The organism is Natrarchaeobius oligotrophus (genome assembly GCF_003841465.1).
Taxonomy (GTDB): domain Archaea; phylum Halobacteriota; class Halobacteria; order Halobacteriales; family Natrialbaceae; genus Natrarchaeobius; species Natrarchaeobius oligotrophus.
Window position 1 is genome coordinate 161,595 of sequence record NZ_REFZ01000007.1, and the last position, 15,945, is coordinate 177,539.

Here is a 15,945-nt window from a genome sequence, read left to right on the forward strand (position 1 = left end):
CGACGTCGATGGCGAACCGGTCGTTCGGGGGGACGCCGAACCCGTTCGGCAGCAGATCCTCGCGACCGGGGCGTCGGGGACTCGAGCCCGGAAAAAGCGGGAACCCTAAATACGCGGAGTGGAAGGATCCAGACGAGAATAGCGTGACAGCCGAGTCGTTTCCCCGTCCGATCGACACGCAACGGCGCTTTTCGGGACTGCTCGCAGCGACCGCCCTCGGCGTCTACCTCCTGTTGATCGTCGGAGCGACGACCTCGCTCGCGGACGCGGGATCGGCGTGTTCGACGTGGCCGGCCTGTCATCCGCCGGCCGATCCGCTGAACCAGACCGAACTCGCCATCGCCTGGGGACACCGCCTCGCCGCCGCCGTCGTCGGCGGGCTGTTCGCCGCGACCGCCGTCGCCGCGACCCTCGGTGACGCCTCGAGTCGCGTTCGCGCGGCGGTGCTGGCCGGGGCGGGCCTCTACGTCGTCCAGGTCGGGATCGGCGCGGCCACGGCGACGCTCGGACCGGCGGCGATCGCACCGGGACTGCACCTCGGACTCGGCGTCGTCGTCTTCACGACGATCGTCCTCGCGCTGGCCTGGGACCTCGAGTTCGCCACCGGCGAGGACGACGACGCGATCGACGCGCCCGAGCCCGAACCGCTCGGGAGCGAGGCGACGCCAGCGCCGAGGTCGCTCCCCTCCGGCGGGCTCGAACGCGCCCGACTCACCGCCTTCGCGTACTTCAAGATGATGAAGCCGCGGCTGATGTGGCTGCTCTGTCTCGTCGCCGCGGCGGGGATGGCCCTCGCGGCCGGTCCGGACCTGACCCCCGGCGTGATCGTCGCCACGCTCGGCGGCGGCGTCCTCGCCATCGGCGCGTCCGGAACGTTCAATCACGTCCTCGAGCGCGACGTCGACCAGCGGATGTCTCGCACGGCCGATCGGCCGCTCGCGACCGAACTGATACCGGTTCGAAACGCGATGGCGTTCGGCGTGCTGTTGACCGTGGCCTCCGTTGGCGTCTTTCTCACGATCAACGCGCTGGCGGCCGCACTCGGCCTCGCTGCGATCCTCTTTTACAGCGTCGTCTACACGCTGTTGCTCAAGCCCAACACGGTCCAGAACACCGTCATCGGCGGACTCGCCGGTGCGCTCCCGGCGTTGATCGGCTGGGCCGCCGTCACGAACGAGATCGGATTGCCGGCGCTCGCGCTGGCCGGCGTGATCTTCCTCTGGACGCCCGCACACTTCTACAACCTCGCGCTGGCCTACCGCGACGACTACGCACGGGGTGGATTCCCGATGATGCCGGTCGTCCGCGGGGAGACCGAGACGCGAAAGCACATCGTCTACTACCTCGCGGCGACGCTCGTCGCGACGGTCGGGCTGGCCTGGATCACCGACCTCGGCGCGCTCTACGCGGCGACGGTCGCGATCTTCGGCGGGATCTTCCTCTGGACGGCCGTCGTCCTTCACTTCGAACAGACCGAGTCAGCGGCGTTCCGGTCGTTCCACGCTTCGAACGCCTTCCTCGGTGCCGTCCTCGTCGTGATCGTCGTCGACGCGCTGGTCCTGTAACTCCGGCCTCGAGCGCGACGTTCGGTCCGAAGGCAGGACTCTCGGGAGGGGGTTCGCCGAAAATAGCGATCGGTCGTCGAGCGAGACGTACGGCTCCGCTACTCCGCGTCGTCGGTTCCGCGAGCGGCGTCGATGCGCTCGAACTGGTCGTCGGTGAGGTCGACGTCGACCGCGCCGACGTTCTCCTCGAGTTGCTCGGGCGTCCGAGCGCCGACGATCGGAACGCAGGTGAACTCGTCGTGGCCCATCAGCCAGCGAACCGACACCTGTGCGGGCGTCGCGTCGACCTCGTCGGCGACGGACTCGACGACCTCGAGGACGTCCCAGGCCTGCTCGGTCGCGTACCAGTCGTCGAACATCTCGTCGAGGCTTCCGCGGGAGCCGTCGGGAGCGATCACCGATCCGTCGTCCGCGCGGTCGTACTTGCCGGTCAGGAAGCCGCCCGCGAGCGGGGAGTACGGACAGACCGCGAGATCCTGATCGGCGCAGACGTCGAGGTAGTCCGACACGTCGTCGTACTGTGCGGCGTTGACCCGCGGCTGGGTGACGTCGAAGCGCTCGAGTCCCTCCGCGTCGCTGGTCCAGAGCGCCTTGGTCAGCTGCCAGGCCGCCATCGAACTCGCGCCGAGATAGCGGACTTTCCCCTCGTCGACGAGGCGAGAGAGCGTCCGAAGCGTCTCGCGGATGGGCGTGTCCTCGTCCCAGCGGTGGATGTAGTAGACGTCGAGGTAGTCCGTGCCGAGTCGCTCGAGGGTGCCCTCGATCTGCGCCCGAATGTGCTTGCGGCCGAGCCCGGAGTCGTTCGGACCGGGTTCGCCCCAGCCGTCGAACGGGAAGTAGACTTTCGAGGCGACGACGAAATCCTCCCGATCGTAGTCCTCGAGCCACTCTCCGATCCACGTCTCGCTCGTGCCGTCGGGGTCGCCGTAGACGTTCGCGGTGTCGATGAAGTTGATCCCGCTGTCCCAGCACGCGTCGAGCAGTTCGTGGGCCTCCTCGCGGTCGGTCTCGACGACGCCGCCCGTGTTCCGTCCGAACCGCCAGGTGCCGTAACAGAGTCTCGAGACCGTCGTGCCGGTGTTACCGAGAGTGGTGTACTCCATACCGAGTAAACCCGCCCGCGAGGAGAAAAATGAATTGATAGAGACCGCTAGCGCATACCTGCGTCTTTAGGCGCAGATCGAGCGATAAGCAGTGTTCGGCCAGTGTCTGAGAGTGGCGACGACTGGATTTCCCACGTTTACTTTCACTCCGCATGGCTGACGTATATCCCATCACGGAGCGTAGTGAGCACACAGAACGGATGTCTGCAGTCACGAAAACGCTGGAGTTGCGTCTCGTCGACCCCAACTCACACAAAGAACGCAAGTTGTGTGAGACCCGCAAGGCGTACCAGCAGGCACTGCAGGCAGCCTTCGACGCCGAATGCACTACTCAGTCAGCTACCAACGACGTCGTCGTCGAGTACGATCTCTCCGGCTATGCGAAAAACGCGCTCAAACAGTATGTCCCGCAACTCTGTGGTGACAGTTATCACGCCGATGAACTCCACGACGACCACCCGGTGAAGTTCACTAACGACGGTATCCAACTCGACCACCAGCCACAGAACGCTCTCGAGTGGTACGTCAAAATCCCGCACCACGAGGATTACCACCTCTGGATCCCGACACACGTCAATCCCGACCAACGAGAGTGGCTGGAAGCGGTATACGCTGACGACGCCGAAATGGGTGAAAGTCGGCTCTTCGAGCGAGATGGAACGTGGTATCTCCACGTCACCGTCACTCGCGACGTGGAGGTCCAATCCGGGACGTCCGCCGACGAGCGGACGCCTATTGGCGTGGACATCGGAGAAGCGAGTCTCGTCACGGTGTGTCACCGCGATGAGAGCGAATCTCCGGTTCGCCCCAAACTGTGGGCCGACGAGGGCAAGACCGTTCGTCGGCTCCGTAAAACCTATTTCACCGCTACAAGACGGCTTCAGCGCCATGGTAGTGAGCGAATCGTCGAATCCTACGGTGACGCGCTGTGGAACCAGATTGACGACGTGTTCCACCGTGTGACCCGCGAGGTCGTAGAGTACGCTGAGTCTGTCGAGAATCCAGTACTGATACTGGAAGACCTGACCTACATCCGCGAAAACATGGACTACAGCGCGTACATGAATCGGCGGTTGCACGGATGGGGCTTTGCGAAGCTCCACGCACAGATTCGCTACAAAGCCGCCGAGAGGGGGATTCCTGTTGAGACGGTGAATCCCCAGAACACGTCGAAAGTATGCCACGCCTGCGGTGAACACGGCTCCCGGCCACGACAGGCGACGTTCCGTTGCTCGAACGACAATTGTTGGGTCGGTGAGTACCAAGCCGACGTAAACGGGGCGATAAACATCGCAGACCGCTACCGTAGTGGAGAGAGTCACCGCCGAAGCGCCCGAACCTCCCGGCAGAAGGCAGGTGACGATGACTCGGCTACGGATGGGGCCCCTTTGACCGGGCCACAAGACAGCCACGCAGACGCTGCAACTCAGCAGGAGACACGTGGAACGTATGCGTCTTGAAACCAACAGGCCGCGTCGCTCGGCTTGAAATCCCGTGGTGGGATTCCTCCGCGTGAACGCGGAGGAGGAGGTCAAACGTGACACCTTCGCCGCGTCCGTCCCGGTCGACGCGACCAGGGAGCAGCCGAATCGATCGGATCGTCTCCAGAGACGCTCGAGGCCGTCAGTACGTGAGGATCTCGAGGCCGTCGATTCGCCCGAAGTGATCGACGTTTTTCGTCACGACGGGGACGTCGTGAACGAGCGCCGTCGCGGCGATCATCACGTCAGCAGCCTCGATTGGCGTCCCGTTACGGTGAAGTCTCGCGTTGATTTCGCCAGCGGTCGTTGCACAGTCCCGGTCGAACGGGACTTCTCGGACGTCCTCGAGGACGTTTTTGACGATCGCTCGCTGATTCTCGGCCGAGTCCGCGAGGTGAACTCCCTCCCAGAGTTCCATCACCGTCACCGAACTCACCCGTGCCGTTCCACGTTCGTCGACCGTCCGAATCGCTTTTTTAACGGTCTCTTCCCCCCGCAGGACGTCGACGAGAAACGAAGTGTCGAGGATCATTCGAACGCGTCCGCAATCTCTTCGACCCGTTTGCGGTGTTGGTTCGTTCGCTCTTCGCGCCGCTGCGTGATCGCATCCTCGAGCTCGTCAGCCACCTCTTCGCTCAACGCGCCGTGATATTTTTCCAGGGAGGTGCCTTCGGTCAACCGTCGTACGACGTCGCTGAAACTCTCGTTTTCGCGCTTTTCGGCCCGAAGGCGCTCGTACGCATCGTCCGCCAGTGAGATCGTCTTCGTCCCCATGTCTGTGTACGTGTACGTACGTGCACCATAAAAATATGCGGTGCAGAAGCGTTCCCGACGGCGGTTCGGACTCGCTACCTGCGAGAGGGACGAGACGGCCGGCGTGGACTCACCGGAACGACGGCAGCACCTCCTCCTCGTAGAACTCGAGTGCGAGCTCCTGGTTCGGGCCGATCTGGTGGAAGTAGACGTGATCGTAGCCGGCGTCGACGGCCTGCGCTATGCTATCGACGTGGGCCTGGGGGTCCGGATCGGTGGTCGTTCCGGACTCGGCGACGTCTTCCCGATCGACCATCTGGGCGGCCTGCTCGAAGTGTGCGGGCGTGGGCAGCTCCTGTCCGAGCTCGCCGGGGAGCGAGCCGTTGGGCCAGTACTCGTAGACGGTGTCGACCGCCTCCGCTTCGGTTTCGGCGTAACAGCCGTGGAGCTGGGTGTATCGTGGTCCGTCGCCGCCGGCGTCCTCGTAGGCGTCGACCGGCTCCGCTTTCGGGCCCGAACACCAGAGGCCGTCGGCGCGATCGGCCGCCCACCGGGCGGTTTGCGGGCCGAACGCGCTGGCGATCGTCGTCGGCTGCTCGTCCGGAACCGTGTAGAGGCGTGCGTTTTCGACCGTGTAGTGCTCGCCGCGGTGGCTGGTCGTCTCGCCGGTCCAGAGCTTTCGCATCACGTCCATCGCCTCCTCGAGCATCTCGAGACGGACGTCGTGTTCGGGCCAGCGATCGCCCGTGACGTGTTCGTTCAGGTTCTCGCCGGTGCCGACGCCGAACGTGAAGCGATCGCCCAACATCTCGTCGACGGTGGCGACGGCCTGGGCGACGTTGACGGGGTGGATGCGGATCGTCGGGCAGGTGACGCCGACGCCGACTTCGATCTCGTCGGTCGCGGTCGCGATCGCGCCGAGCGTCGACCAGACGAACGGCGACTCCCCCTGTTTCGAAACCCACGGGTGGAAGTGATCGGAGATCGAGACGAAGTCGAAGCCGGCCTCCTCGGCCCGACGGGCGTACTCGACGAGTTCGTTCGGGCCGTGTTCCTCGCTCGAGAGGGTGTAGCCGAGCTGTGTCATGCCGGTCGGGCTACCACGGACGTGTCGGTAACGGTTGAGCCTGCGACGGCAACACCGGGGAGCGATCGAGCCCGCGACGGCGACGCCGGACGGTCGAATCGAACTTCTTACCAGCGACCGGTGGCTACCGGCGCGCATGGAAACCGTCGTCGTGGCGGAGGGACTCGAGAAGACCTACGGCGAGACGGTCGCCCTCTCGGGGGCCTCGCTGTCGGTCGAACGCGGCGAGGTGTTCGCGCTGATCGGTCCGAACGGGGCCGGAAAGACGACGCTCGTCCGGGCGATGACGGGCACGACCGAACCCGACGCGGGCAGCGTTCGACTGCTCGGCGACTCCCCGAGGACCGTCGATCGAAACCGACTCGGCGTCCTTCCGCAAGCGTTCTCGCCGCCCGATCGGCTCACCGCGCGCGAACTCGTCTCCTACTACGCGGGACTCTACGACGGCGCTCGCGATCCGGACGACGTCCTCGCGGACGTGGGACTCCTCGACGCGGGCCGAACGTGGTACGAGGACCTCTCGGGCGGTCAACAGCGGCGGGTCTGCGTGGGATCGACGCTGGTCAACGATCCCGACGTGCTCTTTCTCGACGAGCCGACGACGGGGATCGATCCGGCCGGCCGACGCACCGTCTGGCGGCTGATCGAAGAGCTCGCGACCGCGGGGACGACCGTCGTCCTCACCACCCACGACATGGTCGAAGCCGAACGGCTCGCAGACCGCGTCGGACTGCTCGCGGACGGCGCGCTCGTCGCCTGCGGCGATCCCGACGATCTCGTTCGGACACACGGCGGCGAGAGCCGCCTGCGAATCGAAACGGACGCCGAGCCGAGCGCGCTCGACTTCCTCGAGCAGCCGGTGGCGCGCGCGATGGAGGCGGGGGGCGGACGCCGGACGCTGCGTGAGGACGGTGCGCTCGTCGTCTCCGGTGTCGAACCCGCGGAGATCGGGCGGCTGGTCGACACCCTCGAGGAGCGCGGAATCGAGTACACGGGCCTCTCGTGGAGCGAGCCTGATCTGGAGGACGTCTACCTCGCGCTGGCCGACGAGACGGAGCGAGAGCGGACCGGCGACCTCGAAGCGGACGAGCGAGAGGGTGCGGACGCGACCGGGGACGAAGCCGCCGGACGAGCGGGTGAGACGGCGTGAGTCGCGTCGGACGCGTCCGGTCCGAAACGGGTGCCGGATGGCGATCGTTCGTACGCCGCCGAACGGCGGTCTTTTTCACGTTCTTCTTTCCGGTGATCCTGATCGTCATCTTCGGCGCGCTGGTGCGGACCGATCCGACCGGGGGCGGACTGTTCGCCGAGCCGGCGGCCTACTACGTCCCCGGCTACCTCGCCGTCGTCGTCCTCTTTACGCCGCTGTCGCGGATGGGAAGCGAGGTGGCGAGACACCGGGAGGGGAACCGCTTCGAGAAGCTGGCGACGACGCCGCTGTCGCGGGGGGAGTGGTTGCTCGCCCAGACCGTCGTCAACGCGGTTATCATCGGGATCGCGAGCCTGCTCATCCTCGCTCTGGTGATCGCGCTGACCGGCGCGCGGATCGCCTTCTCGGCGCTACTCGTCCCGTACGTCCTCGTCGGCGTCGTCTGCTTTTGCGGGGTCGGGGCGATGCTCGGCAGCTACACCGACTCCCGCGACGGGGCGGTCGCCGCCAGCAACGCGATCGGGCTCCCGCTGTTGTTCCTCTCGGAGACGTTCGTTCCGCTCGAGCAACTGCCCGGCTGGTTCGAGCCGCTGGTCGGCCTCTCGCCGCTTACGTACTTCGCCCGCGGCGTGCGAGCGGCGACGTACCCGGAGTACGGAACGCGAGCGATCGCGGGCGTCGATCCCGCGCTCGCGAACCTGGGCGTGCTGGCGGTGCTCGCCGTCGTCGCGTTCGCGCTCGGCGCGCGGTCGATTCCGCGAACCGACTGAGCCGCAAACCGACCGATCCACCGGCTGGCTGAACCGAGAGCCGACCGATCCGACCGCCGAGCGGGCCGAACACCCACCGATCCGACCGCCGAGCGGTCCAAGAACCGACGGGGCGGTCGCTCGAGTCGTCGAGTATCGACCAACGAACGATCGGCGACTTCGACTACCGATTCTGTGCGATCGGATCGAAGTCGTCGACGGGAATAACGGAGTAATCGACCGTCAGCGCGTCTTTCGTCGCCCTGATCTTGCCGACGAACGTCGAGATGTCCTCGAGGTCTCCCTCGAGAACGAACAGCTCCATGCAGTGGTGATCGCCGACGTGACTGTGAAAGTTCGAAGCGACGAGTTCCTCGTGCTCGTGGCGGAGGTGCATCATCCGCTCTTCGACGCTCGTCGTCTCGTAATCGAACAGCACCGTGACGATCCCCATCAGGTCCCGATCCTCGAGACGGGTGTCTTCGAACTCCCCGAGTAGTTTTCGCGACGCCTCCCTGACGACTTCGCTCCGGCCGGTGTAGCCGTGCTCGTCGGCGAACTCGTCGAGCCGATCGAGGAGTTCGTCCGGCATGGAGATGCTTACGACTGCCATGTAATAACTCGGCGGCGAAAATCTATTAAGGCTTATCATCGGTCCGAACGCCGGCGTCGTCGCGCGCCGCGCAGTCGCGAACCGCGGCCCCAGACGCCGTCCGTGCGACGTGCGTCGCGTTAGCGTTCGTATTCGTCGCCGCGCTCGAGCGGTTCGTCCTCGTCGTTCTCGAGGATCGCGTCGTCGCTCAGCCTGACGAAATCCGTGCCGCCGCACTCACATCCCTGCGGTTTCCCGATCGGCCGCGGATCGCCGTCCTCTCGTTCTCGCGCGGCGTACACCGATCCGCACGCCGCACACTCGACCATCAATCGATCCGTCCCCCCGTCGACCATTTAAAATACATGATTAGTCGTGTATATAACTGTTGTCCTCCGGAGCGTCCCGGACCGGGAACGGACGCGAACTGCGGCCGAGAAGAATCGGAACGCCCGTCAGGCGGTTTCTCGATCGATTCCGGTGAACACGCTCCACGCGCCGAGCAAGACGAGGAAGAACGTGGCCCCGATGCCGGCCCGGAGTGCGAGTTCTTCCCAGCCGGTCGCTTCGGCGTGGACGAGCGCTGCGGCCCACCCGCCGACGAGGATCGCGAACCCGGTCGCGACGACGAGCATGAGCAGGAGTCGGTCGGTCGGAACGTTCATCGGCGGACGTCGGCGTCGCGGCGCGTTAAGGGACGTGCCTGAGTGCGCCACGGCCGCGAGGATTCGAGCGGCCGATTCGCGGGACGACACCGCGGGGGTTTTGGTCGGGGCGCGAATATCCCTCCCCAATGAACGACGAGTTGCGCGAGCGCGTCGAGCGCGAGGCCGAAAAGCACGCGCTGTTGAACGCCGTCAAACACGAAAGCGACGCCGACGTCGGCGCCATCATGGGGCCGCTGATGGGCGACAACCCTGACTTCCGCCAGCACGGCGACCGGATTCCGGGCGTCGCCGGCGGCGTCGTCGGCCGCGTCAACGACCTCTCCTACGAGGAGAAACGCGAGCGACTCGAGGAGCTCGCCCCCGAGGAACTCGCCGAGATCGAGGCCGGGGACGAGGAAGACGAACACGACCTGCCCTCGCTACCCAACGCAGCGGAGCACGAAGAGATTCGAATGCGGTGTGCGCCGAACCCCAACGGCCCGTGGCACGTGGGCCACGCTCGGATGCCGGCAGTCATCGGCACCTACCGCGACCGCTACGACGGCTGGTTCTGCGTCCGGTTCGACGACACCGATCCCGAGACGAAACGGCCCGACCTCGACGCCTACGACGCGATCCTCGAGGACCTCGAGTACCTCGGCTTCGAACCCGACGAGATCTACCGGGCGAGCGACCGCCTCGAGACGTACTACGATCACGCCCGGGAGCTGATCGAACTCGGCGGGGCGTACACCTGCTCGTGTCCCGGCGAGGAGTTCTCGGAGCTGAAAAACGCCGGCGAGCCGTGTCCCCACCGCGACAAGGATTCCGAAACGGTGCTCGCGGAGTTCGAGGAGATGATCGACGGCGAGTACGAAAGCGGCGAGCTGGTCCTTCGCGTGAAAACGGACATCGAGCACAAGAATCCGGCGCTACGCGACTGGGTCGCCTTCCGCATGATCGATACGCCTCACCCGCGCGAGGAGGCAAGCGAGTACCGCTGCTGGCCGATGCTCGACTTCCAGTCGGGCGTCGACGATCACCTCCTCGGCATCACCCACATCGTCCGCGGAATCGACCTGCAGGACTCCGCGAAACGACAGCGGTTCGTCTACGACTACTTCGACTGGGAGTATCCCGAGGTCGTCCACTGGGGACACGTCCAGATCGACGCCTACGACGTGAAAGTGAGCACGTCGACGATCGCCGCGCTGATCGAGGAGGGGGAACTCGACGGCTGGGACGATCCGAGCGCACCGACGCTCTCGAGCCTCCGACGGCGGGGAATCCGCGGAGAAGCGATCGTCGACGCGATGGTCGAACTCGGCACCTCGACCAGCGACGTCGACCTCGCGATGAGCGCCGTCTACGCCAACAACCGCGAGCTGATCGACGACGACACCGACCGGCGGTTCCTCGTTCGCGAGGGCAACCAGCTCCCGCTCGGCGGGAGCCCGCCCGACGAAGCGAACCCACCGTTGCACCCCGACCACGAGAGCCGCGGCGTCCGCGAGATCCCGGTCGGCGACGCCGTGCTCCTCGAGCCCGACGACGTTCCGGCCCGCGAGGAGCGCGTCTGGCTCAAGGGGCTGGGCTGTTTCCAGTACACCCGCGATACGCTCCAGTACACGGGCGAGGACATCGACGTGGTCCGCGATGGCGACGTCGACGTCGTCCACTGGGTGCCCGCTCGCGAGAGCGTCCCCGTCAGAATGCGGACGATGGACGGCGACGTCTCCGGTCGCGCGGAACCGGCCGTCGCCGAGCTCGAGGCCGACGAGGTCGTCCAGTTCGAGCGCGTCGGCTTCGCCCGCGTGGATCGTCACGAGGACGACGAGACGGTAGCCTACTACGCCCACCCCTGACGTTCGGTCCCCACTAATTCGCGGCTTTTCGGCTTCGACGGGCCGTTACGTCGACTCGAGCGAGACGGCAAGCTCCGTCGTGCGGCCGAATCGAACGGTGACGGTCCCGCGACGCACGTCGTAGCCGTCCGCGACGGCCACGACGGAGTGTCGGCCGTGCTCGAGGTCGGTCTCGAACTCGCCGTTGCCGTCCGTCGTGAACGATTTGCCGCCGACGCGAAGCCCGGCGTTCTCGATCGGATCGCCGTCCTCGTCGGTGACGATTCCGCGCAGGCGTCCCGTCTCGGGGATCTCGCGGTCGCCCTCCTCGAGTTCGACCCACGCGAGCTCCGACGTTCCGGCCGCGACGTACACCTCCGCGTAACCGTCGTCGTATCCGGGAGCGTCGCTGACGCGAACCTCCCACCAGCCCTCGCTCACCCGGAACCCTCGGCTCCACGTGCTCGAGTCGGGAATCGCACCCTCCGGCGCGTCCGCGTAGTACTCGTCGTCGCCGTAGACCCTGACGCGACACGGGATCGTCTCGCCGCCGCCGACCTCGGTGGCGTACACCTGGAGTTCGCCCACGTCGTCGCCCCACTCGCGCTCGAGCGACACGTCCGCGGTGATCGATCCGCCGGGCGCGACCGCCACCGCTCTCCGCTCGTCGGCGTAGCCGTCGGCGCTCACCTCGAGAACGGTCGAACCGATTTTGCCGACCTCGTCTCCCTCGAGTTCGGCGGCGTCGATGACGATTTCGTAGGTGCCGTCTTCGTCCGTCGTATCGGAGTTCGGCCCGACGGACGCCACCGCGTCCTCGACCGGTTCGCCGAAGTACGAGATCGTTCCGGAAACCCGTGCATCGTCTTCCGACGCCGTCGCCGTCGTCGTCCAGCTGACCGTCGTCGGCCCGACCACCAACGCCCCGCCCGCGAGACCGACGCGATTCAGAAACGTTCGCCGATCGTTCGTCATGGAGTGATCACCCGGACTTCTTCGAACATCCGAGCATAGGCTTTCCGAAACGAGTAACGATCGGTAATCGTGACAATACAATCGAGGAGAGAGTCAGTCCGAGCGGGAATCGGTCGGTGCCCAGGGGCTCGACCGAACGACGATCGAAACGGCACCATCGTTCGAAACTGCGGCGCTCGAACCATCACCGGTCTCGGCCCACGATGGTCGAGCCGACGACGCTCGAGGACGGAACCTCGGCTCGTCACTCGAGCAGGTCGTCTGCGCTGTCCGGGAGCGGATCGGCGACGACGCCGTCCTGGCGGCCGAGCACGCGGGCGTGAGCGGCACAGACGAGCCGGTTGTCGTCCCAGGGGATGTGCAGTTCGACGACCGCGGACCGACCGCAGTCGTCCTCCGAGCAGTCCATACGGAATCGACCGCGGGCCGGAAGTTCAGTATTTCCCTCGACGCGCGTTTACAAGCAGTATAGGAGAATGCCCCGGGGCTTGACCCCGGGGTTGAATCCGATAGGCTATGATACAAACCAATAAGTAGACACGTCTCGAATCGACAGGCGGCGATGGAATACAGTCACCGCTACCCTGCCTACCCGACACAACAGGTAGCGGTACGACTGGACTACCACATCGACGTTCATCGCCAAGCGTACAACTACACTCTGTACGAGTACGAACACGTTGACGCCGCCAACATCGGCTCAGCGTACAAGCATCACGACCGCCTCACCGACTGGAAAGATGAGTACCCTGTGTTCACAGAGATTCATTCGAAAGCACTCCAGAAAACCGTCACACGGTTCTACGACAACCTCTCGAACCTCTCTGACCAGAAGGCGAACGGAAACAAGGTAGGTGAGCTGAAATGGAAGTCGCCGAAGGAGTTCCAGAGTATGACGTACTCGCAGTCTGGCTTCGAACTCAAAAACACGAGTGGCCGACGTGCGACACTCTGGCTCTCCAAAATCGGCGACATCCCCATCCGATACCACCGCAACATCCCCAACGAAGCAGACATCAAGGAAGTCACAGTCAAGAAAGAAACGACCGGCGACTGGTTCGTCTCCTTCGGACTGGAAACCGATGAGGCTGACCTGCCCGAGAAGCCCGACGTGGATTCGCTCGACGCGAGCAACAGCGTTGGGGTTGACCTCGGCATCCTCAACTACGTCCACACGTCGGACGGGAAGACCGTGGACTGGCTCGACCTCGAAGACGAGTACGAGCGACTCCGCCGCGAACAGCGCACACTCTCGCGGAAGCAGAAAGGGTCGAACAACTACGAGAAACAGCGTCAGGAAGTGGCGAAGGTCAAGCGTCACATCCGCCGGAAGGTGCTGGACTATCAGCACAAGATTACGACGTGGCTCGTCCGTGAGTACGACGCGGTATTTGTTGAGGACTTGAACGTGAAGGGGATGTTGGAGCAGTCGCACAACGCCCGGAACAAGCAGGACGCGGCGTGGCGACAGTTCATCACCCTCCTCGAATACAAAGCACGATTGTACGGCACTCACGTCGTGCAGGTCGAAGCCTCTGGAACGACGAAAGAGTGCGCGTCGTGTGGTGTGGAGACGGCGAAGCCCATCTGGGTACGCGAACACTCCTGTCCGTCGTGTGGGTTTGCGTGTGACCGTGACGCGAACGCAGCGATGAACGTCCTTCAACGCGGCTTTTCTGAGTTAGGGCTGGGATGGCCCGAATCCACGTCTGTGGAGACTGCGCTCCCTACGGACACCACTCAGGTGTCTGCAAAGCGCGTCGTCGAAGCAGGAAGTCTCGGGGCTTGACCCCGAGGCGATTCACAGGAGGAAGACGGCGACGAGGAATCCGAATAGGATCGACAGCGTCAACAGCACCTGCACCGCCGTCGACGCGAGGATGCCGACCGTCGCGTAGAGAGCCGAGCGAGCGCTGTGTCCGGCGTCGCCGTCGCGGACGTACTCGAGGACGAAGACGGTCCCGAAGAGCCCGACGAGCAGTCCCACCGGTCCGGTAACGATCATCAGCGCGATCCCGACGACGGCGGCGCTCCCGGTCGTCACCCAGGACGCGCCGCCGGCGCGTGCGGCGATCGAGCCCCCGAAGAACTCCGCGAGCAGGGTGACGACGCCGAGCACCGTCAGGACGACGAGCGCGACCGTGCCGGGCTCGGCGAACCCGGAGTGCCACCAGTAGAGGTAGACGCCGGAGAGCGAAAGCAGCCCGCCGGGGACGAGGGGAACCACCGTTCCGACGACGCCGACGACTAACAGCGCGATCGCGAGGATCGCAACCACCTCGACCATACGTGAGCCGACGGCGCATCGAGCCAAAGACCTGTTGTTCTCATCGATCCGGCCGCTCGCTCGAGTGCGTGCAACGAGTAACTCGTTCACCGACCGCGATCGGTCGTCCCGGTCACGTCCCTCGGCGTCTGCGGAGCCAGAGGGTCCCGCCGACGGTGGCGACGCCGACGACGCCGACGACGAGAATCGCGACAGCGACGATCACCGACCACACTCCGACCGATCCGCCGGAGCCGTGTCCGAGCGTCAGCACGTAGTAGGTGCCGTCGTCCACGACGATCGACGATTCCGGATTTCCATCCGGGGCCTCGACCGGCTCGCCGGTTTCGATCGCTTCCCGCGCGGGAGCCGACGCGTTCTCGAGGCTGACCGCGAGTTCGTCCGCGACGGATTCGGAACTGCGTTCGTCGGCTTCGACGACGATCGACTCCCCGTCGACGTTGGCTTCGAACTCGTAGAACGTCCCCTCGAAGCGGACGAACTCGTAACGGTCGTTCCAGAGGAACGAGTACGTCGTGGAGGCGTTCGGAATCGTCCCCTCGTAGTGGCCGTCGTCTGTCGCGGCCTCGAACGCTTCCCGGACGTCGTCTCTCGGCGGGCTCCCGCGATCCGCGTCGTGGATGTTCGGAGCGCTCGCGAGTTCTGCGTGGTCGGTTTCGGGATCGAACTCGGTCGCCGAAAGCGACGGCGGGCCGGCGAGGCCGACGACGCTGAACGCGAGGGCTGTTGCCAGCAGGATGGCGCTCACGGAGAACGCGAATCGATGAATGGAGGGCGGGGACATGCACGGCGGTTTCTCGAGCAGTCCCGTATAGATGTCGGATCGGCAATCTGTTTTCGCCGACGAACGAGCGTCGGTTCCGGCAACGATCAGCGTCAGAATTCCGGCGACGAGCGGTTGCGTAGACGACGTCGCCCCAACCCTATCAGCACCGTTATGACGTCCGTTGGAAAACGGACCCGTATGCAGCGAGCCATCATCGTCGGCGCGTCCTCCGGGATCGGCGAGGCGCTGGCCCGAGCGCTCGCCGACGACGGCTACGAGGTCGGACTGGCCGCCCGACGACGGGAGCGGATGAAACGGATCGGCGCGGAGTTGCCGACCCGCGCCGCGGTCGCGACGATGGACCTCACGGACGCCGAAGACGCCCGCGAGGGATTTTTCGAACTCGCGAGCGCGATGGAGTCGGTCGATCTGGTCGTCATCAGCGCCGGCGTCGGCCACCTGAACCGGGACCTCGAGTGGGGGCCGGAACGGGAGACGATCGACGTCAACGTTCGCGGATTCGTCGCGATCGCGACCGCGGCGATGGAGCACTTCGAGTCGACCGGCGGCGGACACCTGGTCGGCATCTCCTCGGTCGGCGCGGTCTTCGGTAATCCCGGCGCGCCGGCGTACAACGCTTCGAAGGCGTTCGTCTCGACGTACCTCGAGGGATTGCGCCACCGCCAGGCCGGCCGCGCGACCGACGTGACGGTCACGACCGTCGAGCCCGGCTTCGTCGACACCGAGATGGCGATGGGCGAGGACCTGTTCTGGGTGGCCTCGCCCGAGACCGCCGCGCGCCAGATCGCTCGAGCGATCGACCGAGAGCGCGATCACGCCTACGTGACGCGGCGCTGGCGACTCGTGGCCTGGCTGCTGAAAGCGATGCCGGAACCCCTGTTACGGCGAGTGATCGGTTGAGGTCGATTCGGCTACTTCGCCGGTG

Annotated in this window: 18 protein-coding genes; 7 read left to right on the forward strand and 11 right to left on the reverse strand. The window is 65.4% G+C overall.

Annotation, left to right across the window (positions count from 1 at the left end; all coding sequences use genetic code 11):
* Nucleotides 1-143 precede the first annotated feature (143 nt).
* Complete coding sequence (locus EA472_RS12250; protein ID WP_243637838.1) at nt 144-1,565, forward strand: heme o synthase; 1,422 nt, start codon at nt 144-146, stop codon at nt 1,563-1,565.
* Between the two features lie 98 nt (nt 1,566-1,663).
* On the opposite strand, the gene EA472_RS12255 is transcribed toward EA472_RS12250, so the two are convergent.
* A complete protein-coding gene (locus EA472_RS12255) occupies nt 1,664-2,668 on the reverse strand; it encodes an aldo/keto reductase (RefSeq protein ID WP_124191803.1) in 1,005 nt (334 codons plus the stop codon).
* A 200-nt stretch (nt 2,669-2,868) separates the two neighbouring features.
* Between EA472_RS12255 and EA472_RS12260 the strand changes: the two genes are divergently transcribed.
* A complete protein-coding gene (locus EA472_RS12260) occupies nt 2,869-4,128 on the forward strand; it encodes an RNA-guided endonuclease InsQ/TnpB family protein (protein ID WP_124191804.1) in 1,260 nt (419 codons plus the stop codon).
* A 163-nt stretch (nt 4,129-4,291) separates the two neighbouring features.
* Here EA472_RS12260 and EA472_RS12265 read toward each other — a convergent pair whose 3' ends face one another.
* The 3 genes from EA472_RS12265 to EA472_RS12275 all read right to left on the reverse strand — a co-directional run bounded on the left by EA472_RS12265 (nt 4,292) and on the right by EA472_RS12275 (nt 5,989).
* On the reverse strand, nt 4,292-4,681 hold the full coding sequence (locus EA472_RS12265; RefSeq protein WP_124191805.1) for a PIN domain-containing protein: 390 nt from the start codon (nt 4,679-4,681) through the stop codon (nt 4,292-4,294).
* Nucleotides 4,678-4,923, reverse strand: coding sequence for an antitoxin VapB family protein (locus EA472_RS12270; protein WP_124191806.1), 246 nt, complete (start codon nt 4,921-4,923; stop codon nt 4,678-4,680). Before EA472_RS12270 ends, EA472_RS12265 begins: the two co-directional genes overlap by 4 nt.
* Before the next feature lie 109 nt (nt 4,924-5,032).
* On the reverse strand, nt 5,033-5,989 hold the full coding sequence (locus tag EA472_RS12275; RefSeq protein WP_124191807.1) for a TIGR03557 family F420-dependent LLM class oxidoreductase: 957 nt from the start codon (nt 5,987-5,989) through the stop codon (nt 5,033-5,035).
* Between the two features lie 136 nt (nt 5,990-6,125).
* Here EA472_RS12275 and EA472_RS12280 point away from each other — a divergent pair, with 136 nt between their 5' ends.
* Both EA472_RS12280 and EA472_RS12285 read left to right on the forward strand, forming a co-directional pair.
* On the forward strand, nt 6,126-7,139 hold the full coding sequence (locus EA472_RS12280) for an ABC transporter ATP-binding protein (protein ID WP_124191808.1): 1,014 nt from the start codon (nt 6,126-6,128) through the stop codon (nt 7,137-7,139).
* A complete protein-coding gene (locus tag EA472_RS12285) occupies nt 7,136-7,909 on the forward strand; it encodes an ABC transporter permease (protein WP_124191809.1) in 774 nt (257 codons plus the stop codon). Before EA472_RS12280 ends, EA472_RS12285 begins: the two co-directional genes overlap by 4 nt.
* Nucleotides 7,910-8,072: 163 nt before the next feature.
* On the opposite strand, the gene nikR is transcribed toward EA472_RS12285, so the two are convergent.
* The 3 genes from nikR to EA472_RS12300 all read right to left on the reverse strand — a co-directional run bounded on the left by nikR (nt 8,073) and on the right by EA472_RS12300 (nt 9,145).
* Nucleotides 8,073-8,501 carry a nickel-responsive transcriptional regulator NikR gene (gene nikR, locus EA472_RS12290; RefSeq protein WP_124191810.1) on the reverse strand — a complete coding sequence of 143 codons (429 nt, stop codon included), beginning with the start codon at nt 8,499-8,501 and terminating at the stop codon, nt 8,073-8,075.
* A gap of 119 nt (nt 8,502-8,620) precedes the next feature.
* The gene (locus tag EA472_RS12295; RefSeq protein WP_124191811.1) at nt 8,621-8,836 is read right to left on the reverse strand and encodes a hypothetical protein; all 216 of its coding nucleotides are present in this window, start codon (nt 8,834-8,836) and stop codon (nt 8,621-8,623) included.
* Nucleotides 8,837-8,935: 99 nt separating this feature from the next.
* On the reverse strand, nt 8,936-9,145 hold the full coding sequence (locus tag EA472_RS12300) for a hypothetical protein (protein ID WP_124191812.1): 210 nt from the start codon (nt 9,143-9,145) through the stop codon (nt 8,936-8,938).
* Between the two features lie 128 nt (nt 9,146-9,273).
* Here EA472_RS12300 and EA472_RS12305 point away from each other — a divergent pair, with 128 nt between their 5' ends.
* Nucleotides 9,274-10,992 (forward strand): glutamate--tRNA ligase, encoded by a 1,719-nt coding sequence (locus EA472_RS12305; protein ID WP_124191813.1) that lies wholly within the window; start codon nt 9,274-9,276, stop codon nt 10,990-10,992.
* A 45-nt stretch (nt 10,993-11,037) separates the two neighbouring features.
* On the opposite strand, the gene EA472_RS12310 is transcribed toward EA472_RS12305, so the two are convergent.
* Together EA472_RS12310 and EA472_RS22540 are read right to left on the reverse strand one after the other, a co-directional pair.
* Nucleotides 11,038-11,946, reverse strand: coding sequence for a carboxypeptidase-like regulatory domain-containing protein (locus tag EA472_RS12310; protein ID WP_124191814.1), 909 nt, complete (start codon nt 11,944-11,946; stop codon nt 11,038-11,040).
* Nucleotides 11,947-12,190: 244 nt separating this feature from the next.
* Nucleotides 12,191-12,355 (reverse strand): hypothetical protein, encoded by a 165-nt coding sequence (locus EA472_RS22540; RefSeq protein ID WP_165874880.1) that lies wholly within the window; start codon nt 12,353-12,355, stop codon nt 12,191-12,193.
* Between the two features lie 153 nt (nt 12,356-12,508).
* On the opposite strand from EA472_RS22540, the gene EA472_RS12315 reads away from it, so the two are divergent.
* Nucleotides 12,509-13,735, forward strand: a complete 1,227-nt coding sequence (locus tag EA472_RS12315; RefSeq protein WP_124191815.1) for an RNA-guided endonuclease InsQ/TnpB family protein — start codon at nt 12,509-12,511, stop codon at nt 13,733-13,735.
* A 12-nt stretch (nt 13,736-13,747) separates the two neighbouring features.
* Here EA472_RS12315 and EA472_RS12320 read toward each other — a convergent pair whose 3' ends face one another.
* Complete coding sequence (locus tag EA472_RS12320; protein WP_124191816.1) at nt 13,748-14,233, reverse strand: DUF456 domain-containing protein; 486 nt, start codon at nt 14,231-14,233, stop codon at nt 13,748-13,750.
* Nucleotides 14,234-14,345: 112 nt separating this feature from the next.
* Complete coding sequence (locus tag EA472_RS12325) at nt 14,346-15,017, reverse strand: hypothetical protein (RefSeq protein WP_124191817.1); 672 nt, start codon at nt 15,015-15,017, stop codon at nt 14,346-14,348.
* A 180-nt stretch (nt 15,018-15,197) separates the two neighbouring features.
* Between EA472_RS12325 and EA472_RS12330 the strand changes: the two genes are divergently transcribed.
* Complete coding sequence (locus EA472_RS12330) at nt 15,198-15,920, forward strand: SDR family NAD(P)-dependent oxidoreductase (RefSeq protein WP_124191818.1); 723 nt, start codon at nt 15,198-15,200, stop codon at nt 15,918-15,920.
* Nucleotides 15,921-15,945: the final 25 nt, after the last annotated feature.